Below are 18,407 nucleotides of genomic sequence, written 5' to 3'. Positions count from 1 at the left end.
GTGTGCGGGCCGATCGCGGCGTCAAGGGAAAGACGGCCGGTTCGGCGCGCGCGACGCTATACGCTGATTGACGTGGCTGTTCTCGATAAGGAGCCGGACAAGGAGGTCCGCGCGCCGCGCGCGCGGATGACCGGGAGCGAGCGCCGACAGCAACTCATCGGCATCGCGCGTTCGCTGTTCGCCGAACGCGGTTACGAGGGCACCTCGATCGAGGAGATCGCGTTGCGCGCCAACGTGTCCAAGCCGGTCGTCTACGAACATTTCGGTGGCAAGGAGGGGCTGTACGCCGTGGTCGTCGACCGCGAGATGTCGGCGCTGCTTGACGGCATCACCTCGTCGCTGACCAACAACCGGTCGCGCGTCCGGGTTGAGCGGGTCGCGCTGGCGTTGCTCACCTACGTCGAAGAGCGCACCGACGGGTTCCGCATCATGATCCGCGACTCGCCCGCCGCGATCAGCTCGGGCACCTACTCCAGCCTGCTCAACGACGCCGTCAGCCAGGTCAGCTCCATCCTCGCCGGCGACTTCGCCCGTCGTGGTCTGGATCCGGAGCTGGCCCCGCTGTACGCCCAGGCGCTGGTGGGCTCGGTGTCGATGACGGCGCAGTGGTGGCTCGACACGCGCGAGCCCAAGAAAGAGGTGGTCGCCGCGCACCTGGTCAACCTGATGTGGAACGGGCTGACCCACCTGGAAGCCGACCCCAGGCTGCAGGACGGCTAGCCGCGGCGCGGGATCGAACCGCGGGGTCGCCGCCAGTGTCATGAATCCAAGGCGCGCCCGCCGCGGTCGGCTGGCCGTCTTCCGTGCGATCCCTTGACGGCGCCGGGCTCGATATTGACCAATCTTGGCGCCCCTAGAATGGATTCATCATGACCGCACCGGGGCCTGCTCGCCCAGAACCCCCGATCGCGGGGCTCGTTGAATTGGCGCTCACCGCGCCGACCTTCCAGCAGTTGATCGAGAGCGCGGCGGAGCGGCCGGCCGAGCTGCACCTGGTGGGTCCAGCCAGCGCACGCTTGTTCGTCGCCAGTGCGCTGACGCGGTTGGGGCCTCTGCTGGTAGTCACCGCGACGGGGCGTGAAGCCGATGACCTGACCGCCGAACTGCGCGGCGTCTTCGGCGATGCCGTCGCGGCGTTTCCGTCCTGGGAGACGCTGCCGCACGAGCGGCTCTCGCCGGGCGTCGACACCGTCGGCGCCCGGTTGACGGTGCTGCGCCGGCTGGCCCACCCCGACGATGCGCGGTTGGGTCCGCCGTTGCGGGTGGTGGTGACGGCCGTTCGCTCGCTGCTGCAGCCGATGACGCCGCGGCTGGGCCACGTCGAACCGGTCACGTTGAGCGTCGGTGAGGAGATCGCCTTCGAAGACGTCATCGCCCGGCTGGTCGAGCTGGCCTACAGCCGGGTGGACATGGTCGGCCGGCGCGGCGAGTTCGCCGTCCGCGGCGGCATTCTCGACGTCTTCCCGCCGACCGCCGAGCACCCGGTGCGCGTCGAGTTCTGGGGCGACGAGGTCAGCGAGATGCGGATGTTCGCCGTCGCCGACCAGCGCTCCATCCCCGAGATCGAGGTCGAGACGGTGATCGCGGTGGCCTGCCGCGAACTGCTGTTGACCGACGACGTGCGGGAACGGGCCGCCGCGCTGGCCGCCCGGCACTCCGGCGCCGAGCCCGCCGTCACCGGCAGCGTCACCGGCATGCTGGCCAAGCTGGGCGAGGGCATCGCGGTCGACGGCATGGAGGCGCTGCTGCCGGTGCTGCGGCCCGGCGAACACGTGCTGCTGACCGACCAACTGGCCGAGGGCACGCCGGTGCTGCTGTGCGACCCCGAGAAGGTGCGCACCCGTGCCGCCGACCTGATCAAGACGGGCAGCGAATTCCTCGAGGCGTCCTGGTCGGTCGCCGCCCTCGGCACCGACGCGCCCGTCGACGTGGCGCAATTCGGGGGATCGGGGTTCGCCGAGCTGGAAGACGTGCGCGCCGCGGCGGCGAAAGCCGGTCACCCGTGGTGGACGCTGAGCCAGTTGTCCGACGAGTCGGCGGTGGAGCTCGAGGTCCGGGCGGCGCCTTCGGCCCGCGGGCACCAGCAGGACATCGACGGCATCTTCGCGATGCTGCGCGCGCACGTCTCGACCGGCGGCTACGCGGCCGTCGTCGCCCCGGGCGCCGGGACCGCCCACCGGGTCGTCGAGCGGCTCGCCGATTCCGACACCCCCGCCGCCATGCTGGAACCGGACGCGGCGGACACCACGCTCAAGCCGGGGATCGTCAGCGTGCTCAAGGGTCCGCTGCACGACGGCGTCGTCATCCCCGGCGCCAACCTGGTCGTCATCACCGAGACCGACCTGACCGGCAGCCGGGCCACCGCCGTCGAGGGCAAGCGGCTGGCGGCCAAGCGGCGCAACACCGTCGACCCGTTGGCGCTCACGGCCGGCGACCTGGTGGTGCACGACCAGCACGGCATCGGCCGGTTCGTGGAGATGGTCGAGCGCACGGTCGGCGGAGCGCGGCGCGAGTACCTGGTCCTGGAATACGCGTCGAGCAAGCGGGGCGGCGGCTCGGACAAGCTCTACGTCCCGATGGATTCGCTGGACCAGCTGTCGCGGTACGTCGGCGGGCAGGCGCCCGCGCTCTCCAAACTGGGCGGCAGCGACTGGGCCAACACCAAGACCAAGGCCCGCCGCGCCGTGCGCGAGATCGCCGGCGAGCTGGTGTCGCTGTACGCCAAGCGGCAGGCCAGCCCCGGGCACGCGTTCGGGCCGGACACCCCCTGGCAGGCCGAGATGGAGGACGCGTTCGGCTTCACCGAGACCGTCGACCAGCTCACCGCCATCACCGAGGTCAAGGCCGACATGGAGAAGCCGATCCCGATGGACCGGGTGATCTGCGGCGACGTCGGCTACGGCAAGACCGAGATCGCGGTGCGGGCGGCGTTCAAGGCGGTGCAGGACGGCAAGCAGGTCGCCGTGCTGGTGCCCACCACGCTGCTGGCCGACCAGCACCTGCAGACCTTCACCGACCGGATGGCCGGCTTCCCGGTGACCGTCAAGGGGCTGTCCCGGTTCACCGACAACGCGGAGTCGCGCGCCGTGATCGAGGGCCTGGCCGACGGCTCGGTGGACGTCGTGATCGGCACGCACCGGCTGCTGCAGACCGGGGTGCGCTGGAAGGACCTGGGCCTGGTCGTGGTCGACGAGGAGCAGCGGTTCGGCGTCGAGCACAAGGAGCACATCAAGTCGCTGCGTACCCACGTCGACGTGCTGACGATGAGCGCCACCCCGATCCCGCGCACGCTGGAGATGAGCCTGGCCGGGATCCGCGAGATGTCGACGATCCTGACCCCGCCCGAGGAGCGCTACCCCGTGCTGACCTACGTCGGCCCACAGGACGACAAGCAGGTCGCCGCCGCGCTGCGGCGCGAGTTGCTGCGCGACGGCCAGGCGTTCTACGTGCACAACCGGGTCAGCTCCATCGACCGGGCCGCGGCCCGGGTCCGCGAGCTGCTCCCCGAGGCGCGGGTCGTCGTCGCGCACGGGCAGATGCCCGAGGAGCGGCTGGAGCGCACCGTGCAGGGCTTCTGGAACCGCGAGTACGACATCCTGGTGTGCACCACGATCGTGGAGACCGGCCTGGACATCTCCAACGCCAACACGCTGATCGTCGAGCGCGCCGACACCTTCGGCCTGTCCCAGCTGCACCAGCTGCGCGGCCGGGTCGGGCGCAGCCGCGAGCGCGGTTACGCCTATTTCCTGTATCCCCCGCACGCGCCGCTGACCGAGACGGCCTACGACCGGTTGGCGACCATCGCGCAGAACAACGAGTTGGGCGCGGGCATGGCGGTGGCGCTCAAGGACCTCGAGATCCGCGGGGCGGGCAACGTCCTGGGCGTCGAGCAGTCCGGGCACGTCGCCGGGGTCGGCTTCGACCTGTACGTGCGGCTGGTGGGCGAGGCGGTGGAGGCATACCGGGCCGCGGCCGACGGGCAGACGGTGACCACCGCCGAGGAGCCCAAGGACGTGCGCATCGACCTGCCGGTGGACGCCCACCTGCCGCCGGACTACATCGCCAGCGACCGGCTGCGGCTGGAGGCATACCGGCGGCTGGCCGCGGCGGCGGACGACGCGGCCGTCGACGCCGTGGTGGAGGAACTCGTCGACCGCTACGGCGCGCTACCCGAACCGGCATTGCGCCTGGTGGCGGTCGCGCGGTTGCGGCTGCTGTGCCGCGCCGCGGGCATCACCGAGGTGTCGGCGCCGTCGGCGGCGACCGTGCGGCTGTCGCCCATGACGCTGCCCGATTCGGCCCAGGTGCGGCTCAAGCGGATGTATCCGGCCGCGAGCTATCGCGCCACGACCTCCACCGTGCAGGTGCCCATTCCGCGGGCGGGCGGGGTCGGCGCGGCCCGCATCCGCGACGTCGAGCTGGTGCAGATGGTGGCCAATCTGGTCACCGCGCTGCAAGGTAAACCCCAGACGGACGTTGGTATAACGAGCTCAGGACCTGCGACCAGTGAGGAGCGACAAGCGCGATGATCGTCGTCTTGTGCGACCCGCGTCGCCCGTCGCTGGTGCCCGTCGAGGCCATCGAGCACCTCGGCGGTGAGGTGCAGTACACCGAGGAGATGCCCGTCGCGGTGCCGTGGTCGCTGCCCGCCGCGCGTCCGGTGCATGCCGGGGACCCCGATGACCCAGCGCCGGTGTTGCTGTCGTCGGACCCCGACCATCCCGCCGTGACCGCACGGCTGTCCGCGGGCGCCCGGTTGATCGCCGCGCCGGAGACGCCGCGTGGCGAACGACTGGTCGACGTGGTCGCGATGATGGACAAGCTGCGCACCGCCGGGCCCTGGGAGAGTGAGCAAACCCACGACTCGTTGCGCCGGTTCCTGCTGGAGGAGACGTACGAACTGTTGGATGCGGTGCGCAGCGGCAGCGCCGACCAGTTGCGTGAAGAACTCGGTGACGTGTTGCTGCAGGTGCTCTTTCACGCGCGCATCGCCGAGGACGCCCCGCAGCTTCCCTTCACCATCGACGATGTCGCCCTCACGCTGATGCGGAAGTTGGGCAACCGGGTTCCAGGTGTGCTTGCGGGGCAGACCATTTCGCTGGAAGAGCAGCTGGCCCAGTGGGAAGAGCGCAAGGCGGCCGAAAAGCCGAGGAAATCGGTGATGGACGAGGTGCACACCGGGCAACCGGCACTCGCGTTGGCGCAGAAAGTGATTGAACGCGCCGCGAAGGCCGGCCTGCCCGCCGACCTGATCCCCGCCGACATCACCGCTATTTCCGTGTCGGCCGGCGGTGACGCGGAAGGCGCGCTGCGCACGGCGGTGCTGGAGTTCGTGGACACGGTCCGCGAGGTCGAGCGGGCGATCGCCGCGACGCGCCGCGGCGCCGGCGTCCCGGAGGAATTCGACGTGGCCCCGCTCGGGGAGGTCTCGGAGGACGAGTGGCGTGAGCATTGGCCGTCGAACCGGGCCGGCGCGGACGGGGCCGGTGTGGTGGAGGAAGTGGTCGACGAGGTCGCGGTGAACGACGCCGCCGACGACGCCTGATTGTGCGCCGGAGCCCCAACGCAGCCGGGCAACACCGGAACCCATGGGACGATGGTGGTGCGGAAGTTGGCGCAGGGGAGTCTGAGGGAGCTGCAAGCAGCATGGTGTCGCCGAGGCGTTGGTTGCGCGCGGCCGCCGTGATCGGCGCGACCGCGATGCTGCTGGCCTCCAGCTGCACGTGGCAGCTCAGCCTGTTCATTCCCGAGGGCGTCCCGCCGCCCGCGGGGGCTCCGGTGCCGCCAGTGGACACGCACGCCAGCGGCCGGCCCGCGGACCAGCTGCGGGGCTGGGCCGAACAGCGGTCGGCGACGCTGGAGATCCCCGTGATCGCGCTGGAGGCCTACGCGTACGCCGCGCGGGTCGCCGAGGTCGAGAACCCGAAGTGCCACATCGCGTGGACCACGTTGGCGGCCATCGGGCAGGTCGAGAGCCACCACGGCACCTACCGCGGCGCGCGGCTGGCCCCCAACGGGGATGTGAGCCCCCCGATCCGCGGTGTCCGCCTCGACGGCAGCGGGGGCACCCTGCGCATCGTCGACAGCGAGGAACAGATGACGGACGACGACGGGGTGGTGCGGGCCATGGGGCCGATGCAGTTCATCCCCGAGACCTGGCGGTTGTACGGTGTCGACGCTCACAACGACGGGCGCGTCAGCCCGGACAACATCGACGACGCGGCGCTCGCGGCGGCCGGTTACCTGTGTTGGCGGGGAAAGGATCTGGCGACACCGCGCGGCTGGATCACCGCGCTGCGGGCCTACAACAACTCCGGAGTCTATGCGCGAGCGGTGCGCGACTGGGCGACCGCTTATGCGGCGGGTCACCCGCTGTAGCAGGATGTATCAGGCTCTACGCTAACGGCGGCGAGGCCGGCACCCGCTACGGAACACAAGGAGAAACTCAGTGCCGATTATCGAGCAGGTCGGGGCCCGCGAGATCCTCGATTCCCGCGGCAACCCGACGGTCGAGGTCGAGATCGCCCTGATCGACGGGACGTTTGCCCGCGCGGCGGTGCCTTCCGGCGCGTCGACCGGTGAGCACGAGGCCGTCGAGTTGCGCGACGGTGGTGAGCGTTACGGCGGCAAGGGCGTGCACAAGGCCGTGCAGGCCGTCCTCGACGAGATCGGTCCGGCGGTGATCGGGCTCAACGCCGACGACCAGCGGTTGGTGGATCAGGCGCTGGTCGACCTCGACGGCACCCCCGACAAGTCCCGGCTGGGCGGCAACGCGATCCTGGGCGTGTCGCTGGCCGTCGCCAAGGCCGCCGCCGACTCCGCCGAGCTGCCGCTGTTCCGCTACATCGGCGGCCCGAACGCGCACATCCTGCCGGTGCCGATGATGAACATCCTCAACGGCGGAGCGCACGCCGACACCGCCGTCGACATCCAGGAATTCATGGTGGCACCGATCGGCGCGCCCAGCTTCGCTGAAGCGCTGCGCTGGGGCGCCGAGGTGTACCACTCGCTCAAGTCGGTGCTGAAGAAGGAGGGGCTGAGCACCGGCCTGGGGGATGAGGGCGGTTTCGCGCCCGACGTGGCCGGCACCACCGCGGCGCTGGACCTGATCGGCCGGGCCATCGAGTCGGCCGGTTTCAAGCTGGGCGTCGATGTGGCGTTGGCCCTGGATGCCGCGGCCACCGAGTTCTACACCGACGGTACCGGATACGCCTTCGAGGGCAGCACCCGCAGCGCCGAGCAGATGGCGGAGTTCTACGCCGGGCTGCTGGGCTCCTACCCGCTGGTGTCGATCGAAGACCCGCTGTCCGAGGACGATTGGGATGGTTGGGCGGCGCTGACCGCGTCGATCGGCGACAAGGTGCAGATCGTCGGCGACGACATCTTCGTCACCAATCCCGAGCGCCTCGAGGAAGGCATCGAGAAGGGCGTCGCAAACGCGTTGCTGGTCAAGGTGAATCAGATCGGCACGCTGACCGAGACGCTCGATGCCGTCGCGCTCGCCCACCACAGCGGGTACCGGACCATGATCAGCCATCGCAGCGGCGAAACGGAAGACACCACGATCGCCGATTTGGCGGTGGCCGTCGGTAGCGGGCAGATCAAGACCGGTGCGCCCGCCCGCAGCGAGCGTGTCGCGAAGTACAACCAGCTGTTGCGGATCGAAGAGGCGCTCGGCGACGCCGCCCGTTACGCCGGTGATCTGGCGTTCCCGCGGTATGCGCCGGAGGCCAAATAGCTTGCCCGCCAAGCCGGATCCCAAACGGCGCTCCCCGGCATCGCGTCCGGGGAAGGCCGGGGATCCGGTTCGGCGCCGCCGCACTGCCAAGCCGTCCTCCAAGCCGTCCCCAACCGCGAAGCAGGCCGGCGCGCGGTCGTCGTTCGAGCACGTGGTCGAGCCGATCAAGCGGCAGGTCGCCGAGTCCGTCGAGCAGCGGTCCGAGCAGCGGCTCGGATTCACCGCGCGGCGGGCGGCGGTACTGGCCGCGGTCGTGTGCGTGTTGACGCTGACCATCGCCGGGCCGGTGCGGACCTACTTCGCGCAGCGCACCGAGATGAATCAGTTGACCGCGAGCGAGGCGGCGCTGCGCCGCCAGATCGCCGACCTGGAACAGAGAAAGGCCAAACTCGGTGACCCGGCCTACATCGCGGCGCAGGCCCGCGAGCGGCTCGGTTTCGTGAAGCCGGGCGACATCCCGTTCCAGGTTCAGCTTCCACCGTCGGCGGCCACGCCGTCCGAGCCGGGGGGCCAGGCGGTCAAACCCGCCAACACCGACCCCTGGTACACCTCCTTGTGGCACACCATCGCCGACACACCGCACCTGCCGCCGGCCAATGTGCCGTCGCCGGGACCCCCGCCGACGGAACCGGGCCCGGCCGGGTCTGCGCCGGCCGCACCGAACCCCACGGCGCCCGGTGGTTGATCGTGCCGACCTCGAGGCGGTGGCGCGTCAGCTCGGACGCGAGCCGCGCGGCGTGCTCGAGATCGCCTACCGCTGCCCCAACGGTGAGCCCGGTGTGGTGAAGACCGCGCCGAAACTCCCTGACGGGACGCCGTTTCCGACGTTGTACTACCTGACCCATCCGGTGTTGACCGCCGCCGCGAGCCGGCTGGAGACGACGGGGCTGATGCGCGAGATGTCCGAGCGGCTGCGGCACGACCCCGAATTGGCGGCGGCGTACCGGCGGGCCCACGAGTCGTACCTGGCCGAACGGGACGCGATCGAGCCGCTGGGGACGACGTTTTCCGGTGGCGGGATGCCGGATCGGGTCAAGTGCCTGCACGTGCTGATCGCGCACTCGCTGGCCAAGGGGCCGGGTTGCAACCCGCTCGGCGACGAGGCGGTGGCGATCCTGGCGCCCGAGCCCGCCATGGCCGGCATCCTGGTGGCCGGGCAATGGTGAGCAGGCGCGCCGGAATCGACTGCGGCACCAACTCGATTCGGTTGCTGATCGCCGATGTGAGCGACGGCCGGCTCCGCGACGTGCATCGAGAGACCCGGATCGTGCGGCTGGGTCAGGGTGTGGACGCGACGGGTCAGTTCGCGCCGGAGGCGATCGCGCGGACCCGGGAGGCGCTCAGCGACTACGCCGGTCTGCTGAAGCGGCACGGCGTCGAGCGGGTGCGGATGGTTGCCACGTCGGCCGCTCGTGACGTCGCCAATCGCGACGTCTTCTTCGCGATGACGGCCGACGTGCTGGGCGCGGCGGTGCCCGGCGCGGTGGCCGAGGTGATCACCGGCGCCGAGGAGGCCTCGCTGTCGTTCCGCGGGGCCGTCGGCGAATTAGACTCCGCCGCCGGGCCATTCGTCGTGGTCGACCTGGGCGGTGGCTCTACCGAGATCGTGGTCGGCGGGGAGTCGGTGGTGGCGAGCTACTCGGCGGACATCGGCTGCGTGCGGCTGACCGAGCGCTGCCTGCACTCGGACCCGCCGACGCCCGACGAGGTGGCCGCGGCCCGCGCGGTGGTGCGGGAGCGTCTGCAGGTCGCGCTGGGTGTGGTGCCCGTCGAAGGGGCGCGAACCTGGGTCGGGCTGGCCGGGACGATGACCACACTGTCGGCGCTGGCGCACAACATGACGACGTATGACTCGGCGGCCATTCACCTTTCGCGTGTTCCGGGCGGTGACCTGCTGGCGGTGTGCGAGCGCCTGATCGGCATGACCCGGTCCGAGCGTGCGGCGCTTCCGCCGATGCACGAGGGGCGGGCCGACGTGATCGGCGGCGGCGCGATCGTGGTCGAGGAGTTGGCGCGCGAGTTGCGCGCCCGCGCGGGCATCGACGAGCTGACCGTCAGCGAGCACGACATCCTGGACGGCATCGTGTTCTCGATCGCGGGGTGAGTCACAGGGGCCACTTTGGCCTCCGTGCCGGAGGAATCGACGATCTGCCCGCCTCACAGCGACAACTGGGGAGTGTCGTACCCCGATGCGATGGTGCGGCGATGAATCTCCGGGGAATCGAATTGCGTTACGTGCTGACGATGCACCTCGCCCACAACGGGCCGGCGACCATCGGCGAAATGATCGAGGCCCTTACCGCGCAGGGCTTTCGCGTAAGCGGCAGGGCATCAAAGGTGATTTCGGACTCCTTGCGCTGGGAAATGGGCCGAGACAGGGTGCGGCGCGTGGGCCGCGGCCGTTACGGGCCGCGGTCCATCCCGCGTTCCACCGAGCACCGAATCCACCAGCGCGTGCTGAGCCTGCGGGAGGTGGCACGAGGCCGCTCTGCGTGAGGTGACCTCTTGTCGCTGTGAGGCGGGCAGACCGGCGCTTCCTCCGGAGCGGAGGCACAAGTGCCAGATGTGATCACCCGCCCGATGCGGGTCGTTGACGGGCGGCGCCGACGCGCTTGAGTGTGCAATCACGGTGGCCCTGGCTCACGCCTCGAAGCGATAACCCATGCCGGACTCGGTCAGCAAGTGCTTGGGATGCGACGGGTCGTCCTCGAGTTTGCGCCGCAGCTGCGCCAAATACACTCGCAGATAATGCGTTTCGGTGGCATATGCCGGTCCCCATACTTCTTTGAGAAGCTCTTCGCGGCCGACCAGCTTGCCGCGATTGCGCACCAGCACTTCCAGCATCCCCCACTCGGTCGGGGTGAGGTGGACTTCGGTGCCGTTCTTGGTGACCTTCTTGGCGGCCAGGTCGACGGTGAAGGCCTCGGTCTCGATCACCGGCTGCTCCAGCTCGGAAGCCGCGGTGTTGCGGCGGACAGCCGCCCGCAGCCGAGCCAAAAACTCGTCCATCCCAAAGGGTTTCGTGACGTAATCGTCAGCCCCGGCGTCGAGGGCCTCCACCTTGTCGGACGAATCGGTACGCGCCGACAACACGATCACCGGTGCGGTGAGCCAGCCCCGCAGCCCGGCCAGCACATCGATTCCGGAGATGTCGGGCAGACCCAGGTCGAGGATCACCACGTCGGGTTTGTGCTCGGCGGCGGCGCGCAGCGCGCCGGCGCCGGTCGACGCGGTGATCACCTCGTAGCCCCGTACGGACAGGTTGATGCGCAGCGCGCGCAGGATCTGCGGCTCGTCGTCGATCACCAACACGCGGGTCATCACGCACCCACCATTTCCGGCGCGGCCAACTCCACCGTCACGGTCAGCCCGCCGCCCGGAGTGTCACCGGCGGTGATGGTGCCGCCCATGGCCTCGACGAATCCCCGCGCCACCGACATGCCCAGACCCACCCCCGTGGTGTTGTCGTGATCGCCGAGGCGCTGAAACGCTTCGAAGATCTGCTCCTGTGCCGGCAGGGGGATGCCGGGCCCCTCGTCGATGACGTTGATCAGGACGCGATTGCCCACGCGGCCCGCGTTGACCCGCACCACACAGTTCGGCGCGTAGCGCAGCCCGTTGTCGATCAGGTTGGCAAGCACGCGTTCCAGTAGCCCGGCGTCAGCCACCACCACGGCGTCGCCCACGTCGACCTTGACCCGATCGATGGCGGATCGGTAGAAACCGGTGGCGCCCTTGCCAATACTGATCAGCGCACGCTGCACCGTTTCCTCCAGGTACACCCGCCGCAGATCCGGGCGCACCACACCGGCGGCCAGGCGCGACGAATCGAGCAGGTTGCCGACCAGCGCCGTAAGCTGATCGATCGATTCCTCGATGGTGGCCAGCAGCTCCGCGGTGTCCGCGGCGGAGAAGGCGACGTCCTCCGCGCGCAGGCTGGAGACGGCGACCTTGGCCGCCGCCAGCGGAGTACGCAGGTCGTGGCTGACCGCCGAGAGCAGGGAGCGCCGCAACTCGTCGGCCCGCACGATCGCCTCCGCGCGGCTGGCTTCCTCGGCCAGCTCGCGCTGCCGGATCAGGCCCGCGGCCTGCTTGGCCACCGCGCTCAGCACCCGGCGATCGCGTGCCGAAAGCTTCCTGCCCGCCAACAACATCCAGAACTCGTCGTCGCCAACCTCGATCGCGGTGTCGGCGGAGGCGACGGTGACGCAGGGGTCCCTGCCCACGCAGGCGACGACGGCGGCCTTCTTGCCCTCGGCGCGGTCCTCCTCGTCGGGTTCGCGCAGCATGCTCACCGAGCGTTGCGAGTAGGTCTCGCGCACCCGCTCGAGCAGCGTTTCAAGATCGGCTCCGCGCAGGACCGAGCCGGCGAAGAGCGTCAGCAGCTCGGCCTCCTGGGAGGCGCGCCGGGCTTCGCGCGTACGTTTGGTAGCGCCGTCGACGAGGACCGCGACCGCGACAGCGACCAGCAGCAGCACCAGTTCGGTGACGGCGGCATCGGGTTCGGCGATGGTGAACGTGTGCCGGGGCGCGGTCAAGAAGTAGTTCAGCAACAGGCTGGACAGCACCGCCGAGGCCACCGCCGGGGCGACGCCTCCCAGCAGTCCGACCAGCAGCACTCCGACGAAGAACAGTGCGCTGTCGCCGCTGGTGCCCAGGTACGGGTCGAGCGCATTGACGATGACCGCGCAGATGGCCGACGGCACGATGACGGCCGCCAGCCATGACGCCACCCGCCGCTCGTTGGGACCCAGCGATGCCGCGCGAAAGCCGCGTTTGGACTCCTCGTGGGTGACCAGGTGCACGTCGATCTTGCCCGACCGCTCGACGATCCTCGCGCCGATGCCCTCCTCGAAGACCCGCGTCCACCGCGACCGCCGCGAGGTGCCGATCACCAGCTGGGTGGCGTTCATCTCGCGGGCGAAATCGAGGAGGGCGGCGGGCACGTCGTCACCGACCACCGTATGCAGCGACGCGTCCAAACTGGTTGCCAGGTCCCGGATCTTGGCCATCCGGGCCTCCGACAGGCCGGCCAGCCCGTCGCCACGGATGACGTGCACAACCATCAGCTCGGCGCTGGACTTCGACGCGATCCGCGACGCGCGTCGTACCAACGTCTCCGACTCGGGGCCGCCCGTGACCGCCACCACGACCCGCTCGCGGGCCTCCCACATGTCGGTGATCTTGTTCTCGGCGCGGTATTTGGCGAGCGCCGTGTCCACCTGGTCGGCCAGCCACAGCAGCGCCAGTTCCCTTAGCGCGGTGAGGTTTCCGCGGCGAAAGTAATTAGACAGCGCGGCATCGATGCGCTCGGGGGTGTACACGTTTCCGTGGGAGAGCCTGCGGCGCAACGCCTCCGGAGTGATGTCGATCAACTCGACCTGCGAGGCCTGCCGAACGACGGAATCCGGGATGGTCTCTTTTTGTTCGATGCCGGTGATCTGGGCGACGACGTCGTTGAGGCTTTCCAGGTGCTGGACGTTGACGGTGGAGATCACCGTGATCCCGGCGTCGAGCAGTTCCTCGACGTCCTGCCAGCGTTTGGCGTTCTTGCTGCCCGGCGTGTTGGTGTGGGCGAGCTCGTCGACGAGGACGACCTGCGGTTTGCGCGCCAGGACGGCCGGCACGTCGAGTTCGGGAAAGGTGCTGCCGCGATAGTCGATGTAGCGGGGCGGAATGACCTCGATGCCCTCAAGCAGGTCAGCGGTTTTCGCCCTGCCGTGGGTCTCGACCACGCCGGCCACCAGGTCGGTGCCGCGTTCCAGCCGGCGATGCGCCTCGCCGAGCATCGCGTACGTCTTGCCCACCCCTGGAGCCGAACCGAGGTAAATCCGCAGCTCGCCGCGCTTGGGGCGGTGGTCAACGGCACTCACGTCAACCATCATCCCCCCATCGCGCTAGCTCGAGACTGGATATGTGTGATCGAGTTGCAGGTTCAGTTGCAACACGTTGACGCACGGTTCACCGAAGAACCCGAGCGTGCGGCTACTTCGGTTCCGCGCCAACACCTCCCGTATCTGGTCGACGCTGACGTGGCGGGCCTTCGCCACCCTGGCGACCTGGAGATCGGCGTAGGCCGGCGAGATGTTCGGGTCGAGGCCGCTTGCGCTGGCGGTGACGGCGTCCGCGGGGACGGCGGGGTCGGCGGGCGCGGCGCCGCGGATCGGAACGATCTGGCCGAGCGTGTAGTCCTCGCCGTCCTTGGCGCACTCGACGCGCACACCTTCGTAGAGGCTCAGGAAGGGGGCGGGCGTAGCCTGGCACGGCTCGTTGACGCTGACCACCCGGGTGGGGTGGACGACGTTTCCGCGGGCGTCGCGCGGTCCGATCACGGAAAGGACCGCACCCACACCGCCGCCCGTGCAGAACGGGCGCGCCCCGTCGACACCCTCGAGCTGGCCCACCGCCAAACTGCGCCTGCACACCTGCGTCAGCAGGCTCGGTTTGCCCGGTGCGTCGACGACGCTCTCCGGCCCGAGATTGCTTGCGCCCGAAGACAGGGGGTCATAGCCATTGCCGGCGGCCGAGGGGCGGCTTTGAAAGTACTGGGGCAGCGGGTTGCCGTTCGAGTCGGTGAACAGCTGACCGATGAGCCGGCTGCCGGTGGGCTTACCGTTGGCGGTGAGGATCGACCCGTCGGCCTTGTCCTGCAGCCCCGGTATCTGCGCCACCAGCCAGATGAACACCGGATAGGCCACACCGGTGACGACCGTCAGCACCAGCAACGCGCGAAACGCCGCCCAGTGCATGCGCACGAAACTCGAGAAGCTCATGTCAGGACATCCCCGGGACGAATTGGACGATCAGATCGATCAGCTTGATGCCGGCGAACGGGGCGACGATGCCACCGAGGCCATAGATGTAGAGGTTGCGGCTCAACAGTTTTGACGCACTGCTCGGTGTATAGCGCACGCCGCGCAGCGACAACGGGATCAGCGCGACGATGACGATCGCGTTGAAGATCACCGCGGACAAGATGGCCGACTGCGGGCTGTGCAGCCGCATGATGTTGATCGTGTCCAGCCCGGGGAACAAGGCGACGAACATGGCCGGGATGATCGCGAAATACTTCGCGATGTCGTTGGCGATCGAGAAGGTGGTCAACGCGCCGCGGGTGATCAGCAGCTGCTTGCCGATTTCGACGATCTCGATCAGCTTGGTGGGGTCGGAGTCGAGGTCGACCATGTTGCCGGCCTCCTTGGCGGCCGACGTACCGGTGTTCATCGCCACGCCCACGTCGGCCTGAGCCAGCGCCGGTGCGTCGTTGGTGCCGTCGCCGGTCATCGCGACCAGCTTGCCGCCCTCCTGCTCCCGCTTGATCAGCTCGAGCTTGTCCTCGGGCGTGGCCTCGGCGAGGAAGTCGTCGACGCCGGCCTCGTCCGCAATCGCCCTGGCGGTCAACGGGTTGTCGCCGGTGATCATCACGGTCCGGATGCCCATCCTGCGCATCTCGTCGAACCGGTCGCGCATGCCCTGCTTGACGACGTCCTTGAGGTGGATGACGCCGAGCACCGAAGCCTGACCGTCGCGGCTCTCGCCGACCACCAGCGGGGTGCCGCCGCCGGCGGAGATGCCGTCGACGAGCTCGCCGAGCTGCTGGGGAACCTTGCCGCCTTGCCCGCGCACCCATTCGGCGACGGAGCTGGCCGCGCCCTTGCGCAGCAGGTGCCCGTCGACGTCGACGCCCGACATCCGCGTCGCGGCGGAGAACTCCACCCAGTGCGCATGGGCGAGTTCGCCCGGCGTTCGTGCCCGCAGCCCGAAGTGTTGTTTGGCGTATACGACGATCGAGCGTCCCTCCGGCGTTTCGTCGGCGAGGCTGGACAATTGCGCGGCGTCGGCCAGCTGTTCGGGGGTGACACCGTCGAGGGGGACGAAGGCGCCGGCCTGCCGGTTGCCCAGGGTGATGGTGCCCGTCTTGTCGAGCAGCAGGGTGTTGACGTCACCCGCGGCTTCGACCGCGCGTCCCGACATCGCGAGCACGTTGCGCTGGACCAGCCGGTCCATTCCCGCGATGCCGATCGCGGAGAGCAACGCGCCGATGGTGGTGGGGATCAGGCACACCAGCAGCGACACCATCACGATCCCGGTGACACCGTTTGCGTTGAGCGCCTGGCTGTCCGGGACGCCCGGATTGTTCATCTTCGAATAGATCGCGAGGGGCTGCAGGGTGGCGACGGCGAAAACGAAGATGATCGTCAACGCGGCCAACAGGATGTTGAGGGCGATCTCGTTGGGGGTCTTCTGCCGGTTGGCGCCCTCGACGAGCGCGATCATCCGGTCGATGAAGCTCTCCCCGGGCTTCTGGGTGATCCGCACCACGATTCGGTCGCTCAGCACGGTGGTGCCGCCGGTGACCGCCGAGCGGTCGCCACCGGACTCGCGGATCACCGGAGCCGACTCGCCCGTGATCGCGGATTCGTCCACGGAGGCAATGCCTTCCACCACGTCGCCGTCACCGGGTATGACCTGACCGGCCTCGACCACGACGACGTCGCCCTGCTGCAGCAATGGCGCGGCGACCTCTTCCTCCACGACGGGCGCACCGGCCCGCCAATCCTTGAGCCGCCGCGCCAGTGTCTGGGTCTTGGCCCGGCGCAGGGTTTCGGCCTGAGCCTTGCCGCGGCCTTCCGCGACCGCCTCCGCGAGGTTGGCGAAAAACACGGTGAGCCATAGCCAAACGACGGTCAGCCAGGCGAACCACGTCGGGTTGATGATCGCCAGCACGGTGCTCCAGGTGGCCCCGATCTCGACGATGAACATGACCGGGTTGCGCCACAAGCTGCGCGGGTCGAGCTTTCCCAGCGCTTCCGGCGTCGAGCGCCACAGCATCTTCGGGTCGAGCAGGCCGCCTTGCACCCGTTTGGTGTTCGCGGAAGTGGACGGCTGCGACTGTTCGGCCGGGTCAACGGTGGTCGCGGTCATCAGTGGATTCCTTCGGCGAGAGGGCCAAGCGCGAGCATGGGCAGGAAAGTGAGGGCGACGAGAATCAAGGTCACCCCGGCGACCATTCCGACGAATTGCGGCCGATGGGTGGGCAGGGTGCCCGCCGATGCGGGAGTCTGGCCCTGCCTGGCCAGCGAGCCGGCGAGCGCCAGGACGAGCACGATCGGCAGGAACCTGCCGAACACCATGGCCAGGCCGAGGGCGGTGTTGTACCAGTTCGTGTTGACGCTGATACCCGCGAACGCGGATCCGTTGTTGTTGGCCGCGGAGGTGAACGCGTACAGCACTTCCGACAGCCCGTGCGGGCCGGTGTTGAGCATGGCGGCGCGTTCGCCCGGCAGCCCCATCGCGATCGCGGTCCCGGTCAGCACAATCAATGGCGTGACCAGGAAATAGCTTGCGGCGAGCTTGATTTCGCGCGGGTTGATCTTCTTGCCCAGATATTCGGGGGTGCGCCCGACCATCAGCCCCGCGACGAAGACGGTGATCACGGCCAGGATCAGCATGCCGTACAGACCCGAGCCGGTGCCGCCGGGCGCGACCTCGCCCAGTTGCATGTTGAACATGGCCATCATGCCGCCGAGGCTGGTGTAGGAGTCGTGGAACGAGTCGACGGCGCCGGTGGAGGTGAGCGTGGTCGAGTCGGCGAACACCGCGGAGTTGGCGACGCCGAACCGCTGCTCGACGCCCTCCATCGCCGAGCCCACCGCGGTGGGCACCGTGCCGTGGTGCTGCAGCTGGAACCACATCATGAAGGTCACACTGAGCGCGTACAGCGACGCCATCACGCCTGCGATCGCGTAACCCTGCTTGGTGTTGCCCACCATGCGCCCGAAGGTGCGCGGCAGCGAGAAGCTGATCACCAGCAGCAGGAAGATCTCCAGCCAGTTGGTCCACGTGGTCGGGTTCTCGAACGGGTGGGAGGAATTGGCGTTGTAGAAGCCGCCGCCGTTGGTGCCCAGCTCCTTGATGGCCTCCTGGCTGGCCACCGGCCCGCCCGTGATGGTCTGGTGCGTCCCGTTGAGTGCGGTGACGACCTGGTCGTTGAGGTGGAAGTTCTGGATGGCGCCGCCCGCGATCAGCAGGATCGCGCCCAAGGTGGCGATCGGCAGCAGAATCCGCAGCGTGCCGCGCACCAGGTCGACCCAGAAGTTGCCCAGCTCGCCCGTGCGCGTGCGGGCGAACCCGCGCACCAGCGCGATCGCGACGGCCATGCCGACGGCGGCGGACACGAAGTTCTGCACCGCGAGCCCGGCCATCTGCACCAGGTGCCCCTGGGTCGATTCACCGGAATAGGCCTGCCAGTTGGTGTTGGTGACGAAGCTGACCGCGGTGTTCCACGCCAGTCCGGGGGTCATCTGGGTGGCCGGATCGTGGAGATGCAGCGGCAGTTTGCCCTGCACGAGCTGGAACACGAACAAGAACAGAATGCTGATCGACGAGAACGCCAGCACACTGCGCGCATAGGCGCCCCAGCTCTGCTCCGAGCGCGCGTTCACCCCGATCAGTCGGTAGATGCCGCGCTCGACGTAGCCGTCCTTCTTCGACGTGTAGACCCGGTACATGTAGTCACCCAACGGCACATGCACGGCAACCAGCGCCACGACGAGGACGGCGAGAAAAAGCAGCCCCGCTGTCGTCCCGCTCATCAGAACCTCTCCGGGAACAGCAGGGCGCAGCCGAGAAACAATGCGATGAGGACGGAAAGCGCCAAACCTACGAT

14 protein-coding genes are annotated in these 18,407 nt (G+C 69.0%); 9 read left to right on the top strand and 5 right to left on the bottom strand.

The genetic code is table 11. The features are described from left to right. The first annotated feature begins 126 nt into the window (after nt 1-126). The 9 genes from G6N51_RS13555 to G6N51_RS13515 all read left to right on the top strand — a co-directional run bounded on the left by G6N51_RS13555 (nt 127) and on the right by G6N51_RS13515 (nt 10,234). Nucleotides 127-720 (top strand): TetR/AcrR family transcriptional regulator, encoded by a 594-nt coding sequence (locus tag G6N51_RS13555; RefSeq protein ID WP_141659210.1) that lies wholly within the window; start codon nt 127-129, stop codon nt 718-720. Nucleotides 721-869: 149 nt separating this feature from the next. After that, on the top strand, nt 870-4,529 hold the full coding sequence (gene mfd / locus G6N51_RS13550) for a transcription-repair coupling factor (RefSeq protein ID WP_083166750.1): 3,660 nt from the start codon (nt 870-872) through the stop codon (nt 4,527-4,529). Then, complete coding sequence (locus G6N51_RS13545) at nt 4,526-5,545, top strand: nucleoside triphosphate pyrophosphohydrolase (protein ID WP_083166747.1); 1,020 nt, start codon at nt 4,526-4,528, stop codon at nt 5,543-5,545. Before mfd ends, G6N51_RS13545 begins: the two co-directional genes overlap by 4 nt. A gap of 104 nt (nt 5,546-5,649) precedes the next feature. Continuing rightward, nucleotides 5,650-6,378 carry a lytic transglycosylase domain-containing protein gene (locus tag G6N51_RS13540; protein WP_142274812.1) on the top strand — a complete coding sequence of 243 codons (729 nt, stop codon included), beginning with the start codon at nt 5,650-5,652 and terminating at the stop codon, nt 6,376-6,378. A 70-nt stretch (nt 6,379-6,448) separates the two neighbouring features. Further along, nucleotides 6,449-7,738, top strand: a complete 1,290-nt coding sequence (eno, locus tag G6N51_RS13535) for a phosphopyruvate hydratase (RefSeq protein WP_083166741.1) — start codon at nt 6,449-6,451, stop codon at nt 7,736-7,738. 1 nt (nt 7,739) lies between these two features. Beyond that, complete coding sequence (locus G6N51_RS13530) at nt 7,740-8,423, top strand: FtsB family cell division protein (RefSeq protein ID WP_083166738.1); 684 nt, start codon at nt 7,740-7,742, stop codon at nt 8,421-8,423. Continuing rightward, the gene (locus G6N51_RS13525) at nt 8,416-8,904 is read left to right on the top strand and encodes a DUF501 domain-containing protein (RefSeq protein ID WP_083166735.1); all 489 of its coding nucleotides are present in this window, start codon (nt 8,416-8,418) and stop codon (nt 8,902-8,904) included. Before G6N51_RS13530 ends, G6N51_RS13525 begins: the two co-directional genes overlap by 8 nt. Then, entirely contained in the window at nt 8,898-9,842 is a 945-nt protein-coding gene (locus G6N51_RS13520; RefSeq protein ID WP_083166732.1) for a Ppx/GppA phosphatase family protein, read from the top strand. Before G6N51_RS13525 ends, G6N51_RS13520 begins: the two co-directional genes overlap by 7 nt. Nucleotides 9,843-9,943: 101 nt before the next feature. Then, nucleotides 9,944-10,234, top strand: a complete 291-nt coding sequence (locus tag G6N51_RS13515) for a hypothetical protein (protein ID WP_083166729.1) — start codon at nt 9,944-9,946, stop codon at nt 10,232-10,234. Between the two features lie 144 nt (nt 10,235-10,378). On the opposite strand, the gene G6N51_RS13510 is transcribed toward G6N51_RS13515, so the two are convergent. From G6N51_RS13510 to kdpA, 5 genes are read right to left on the bottom strand one after another with little or no spacing between them, the layout of a single operon-like run. Continuing rightward, nucleotides 10,379-11,059, bottom strand: a complete 681-nt coding sequence (locus G6N51_RS13510) for a response regulator (RefSeq protein ID WP_083166726.1) — start codon at nt 11,057-11,059, stop codon at nt 10,379-10,381. Further along, nucleotides 11,059-13,623: a sensor histidine kinase gene (locus tag G6N51_RS13505; protein WP_083166723.1), complete on the bottom strand. Its 2,565-nt coding sequence runs from the start codon at nt 13,621-13,623 to the stop codon at nt 11,059-11,061. Before G6N51_RS13505 ends, G6N51_RS13510 begins: the two co-directional genes overlap by 1 nt. 12 nt (nt 13,624-13,635) lie before the next feature. After that, a complete protein-coding gene (locus G6N51_RS13500) occupies nt 13,636-14,511 on the bottom strand; it encodes a potassium-transporting ATPase subunit C (RefSeq protein ID WP_083166720.1) in 876 nt (291 codons plus the stop codon). A 1-nt stretch (nt 14,512) separates the two neighbouring features. Further along, nucleotides 14,513-16,663, bottom strand: coding sequence for a potassium-transporting ATPase subunit KdpB (kdpB, locus tag G6N51_RS13495; RefSeq protein WP_083166717.1), 2,151 nt, complete (start codon nt 16,661-16,663; stop codon nt 14,513-14,515). Then, nucleotides 16,663-18,333, bottom strand: a complete 1,671-nt coding sequence (gene kdpA / locus G6N51_RS13490) for a potassium-transporting ATPase subunit KdpA (RefSeq protein ID WP_083166714.1) — start codon at nt 18,331-18,333, stop codon at nt 16,663-16,665. Before kdpA ends, kdpB begins: the two co-directional genes overlap by 1 nt. Between the last annotated feature and the right edge of the window lie 74 nt (nt 18,334-18,407).

The organism is Mycobacterium paraseoulense (assembly GCF_010731655.1).
GTDB lineage: Bacteria > Actinomycetota > Actinomycetes > Mycobacteriales > Mycobacteriaceae > Mycobacterium > Mycobacterium paraseoulense.
The sequence above is the reverse complement of the archived record's forward strand: the minus strand, read 5'-3'. Positions and strand labels throughout refer to the sequence as shown.